We start from the raw sequence: 2,280 nt of genomic DNA on the forward strand, positions 1-2,280 counted from the left end.
AAACGGGAAATTATAGAAGAAACAGGAGCAACCAATCTTCGCGTCCAAAGTGAATTTGGATGTATTGAGGAATATAGACCTCACTACAAACCCGATTTCGATTTGGTTCATATGATTTCATATTATTTTATGTGTACTGTAGATAAGGAACTGGGAAATGCAAAACTTGAGGATTATGAAATTACAAACGGAATGACTGCGGTTTGGATTGATATTAACGAAGCCATCAAGCACAACCGCCAAGTCATCAGGAATCAGGAAGAATCCATGGGTCTTTCCATTGAGCGTGAGACTACAGTACTTGAATTGATTGTCCAGGAGCTTATAAATAGATCCGCTTAATAAAAACCCTTCAATGAACTAGTCATTGAAGGGTTTTTGCTCATTGATATTATTTTCTACTTAACGATAACCACGGGGCAATGAACTCTTTTAACAACCTTATGGCTAACACTGCCTAGCACCATTTCTTGAAGCGCATTAAGCCCTCTGCTCCCGATCACGACCAGTTCAACCTTTTCTTTGTTTGCATAGTCAATAATTGTTGGTCCTGGTTCCCCGTGCAAAATTTTTATCTGATAATTGATCTTCCCTTGTTGAAGCAACTCTTCAACAGGGGCAAGCTTTTTACGCCGGTTTAATTCTAATTCTTCTCTTCCTTGGGCATGCAAAATTTCGCTTTTGGCTTTTGAAAAATCGGCGACAATAACAACTTCAACTTTGCTATTTGGTGATGCTGAAGCAATTTTGACGGCCTCTTTGGTAGCACGCAATGAATTTTCTGATCCGTCAGCAGCTAATAGGATTCGACTATACATTTGATTCACTCCTAGGAAATTAGTTTAATGTGCACTTAATTTTGCATTAGCGTCATTATATACAGCTAATTTATCCACGATTTTTTTACTTGAAGAGTTCAAGCCTTTAATCGTGACACGGTTCTGATTCTCTCTGTATTTAATGACCACTTTATCAATGGCCCCTACAGCAGAATCATCCCACACATGTGAATTGGAGAAATCGATAATGATGTCGGTGTCACTTACTGAAAAATCAAAATTGTCCACAAAACTCTCAACTGAGGCAAAGAAAAGTTGTCCTTCCACGTCGAAAATTAATTGTTTGTTCTGCTGACGCTTGCGCACTTCAATCTTTGAGATTTTAGCTACAAAGAAAATTGCACTCAAGATAACTCCAGCGATAACACCTTTAGACAAATCATGAGTAGCAACAACAATAATAACCGTCACAAGCATCACAGCTGCATCTGATTTAGGCGCTTTCCGCAAGTAAGCAAATGAAGACCAGTCAAATGTCCCAATTGAAACCATAATCATGATACCTACCAGGACAGGCATCGGAATTTGTACAACCAAATCACCCAAAACAAGGATAAGAAACATTAAAAACACACCTGCGATAAGCGTAGATAATCTGCCACGCCCACCCGATTTAACATTGATGACAGACTGTCCGATCATAGCACAACCAGCCATTCCCCCAAAAAAGCCGGTTACGATATTAGCAATACCTTGCCCTCTTGCCTCCCGATTTTTGTGACTACCGGTATCGGTCATATCATCTACAATGGATGCGGTCAATAACGACTCCAACAAACCTACAATCGCCAAAGCTAATGAATAAGGAAAAATTATTTGCAACGTTTCCAGATTAAATGGTACATCCGGTATGAAGAATGAAGGTAAGGATTGTGTTATATTGCCTAGATCTCCTACCGTCCGCAAATCAAATCCTGAGAAAATAGCTACTGCCGTCAACAAGATAATCGCGATGAGTGGTGCCGGAATTGCTTTAAAAAACAAGGGTACTACATATACTATGATGAGTGTTATTGCTACGAAAACATAAGTCATTGTGGATATTCCCCAGAAATGCGGAACTTGAGCCATAAAAATCAAAATAGCGAGTGCATTGACGAAACCAACCATGACAGCTCTTGGGATGAACTTCATCAGCTTCGCGATCTTTAAGAATCCAAACACCAATTGAATAACACCCGTCAATATCGTTGCAGCCAGCAAATAATTGAGACCATGATCTTTAACTAATGGAACCATTAGAAGAGCCATTGCACCGGTAGCTGCAGAAATCATGCCTGGTCGACCACCAACAAAAGCAATGATAACGGCTATACAGAATGATGCGTACAGGCCTACCATTGGGTCGACTCCAGCTATGATCGAAAATGCGATCGCTTCGGGAATTAGAGCCAAAGCAACAACAATACCCGCCAATACATCTCCTTTCACATTAAATAAC

Annotated in this window: 2 protein-coding genes and 1 pseudogene; 1 reads left to right on the forward strand and 2 read right to left on the reverse strand. The window is 40.0% G+C overall.

What is annotated here, in order from left to right; all coding sequences use genetic code 11:
• Positions 1–342 (forward strand): annotated as a pseudogene (locus C3B52_RS35340) (DNA mismatch repair protein MutT); the annotation flags it as partial.
• Between the two features lie 56 nt (positions 343–398).
• Here the strand turns inward: C3B52_RS35340 and C3B52_RS35345 are convergent.
• Positions 399–818 (reverse strand): universal stress protein, encoded by a 420-nt coding sequence (locus tag C3B52_RS35345; RefSeq protein ID WP_103110984.1) that lies wholly within the window; start codon positions 816–818, stop codon positions 399–401.
• Between the two features lie 24 nt (positions 819–842).
• Entirely contained in the window at positions 843–2,270 is a 1,428-nt protein-coding gene (locus C3B52_RS35350; RefSeq protein ID WP_103110985.1) for a SulP family inorganic anion transporter, read from the reverse strand.
• Positions 2,271–2,280 lie beyond the last annotated feature (10 nt).

The sequence above is a fragment of the Brevibacillus reuszeri genome, assembly GCF_002897295.1.
Classification (GTDB): domain Bacteria; phylum Bacillota; class Bacilli; order Brevibacillales; family Brevibacillaceae; genus Brevibacillus; species Brevibacillus reuszeri_A.

Bases quoted from the DNA above. Each gene is read 5' to 3' on its own strand.
- C3B52_RS35345 (WP_103110984.1), bottom strand. From the start codon at position 818: ATGTATAGTCGAATCCTATTAGCTGCTGACGGATCAGAAAATTCATTG.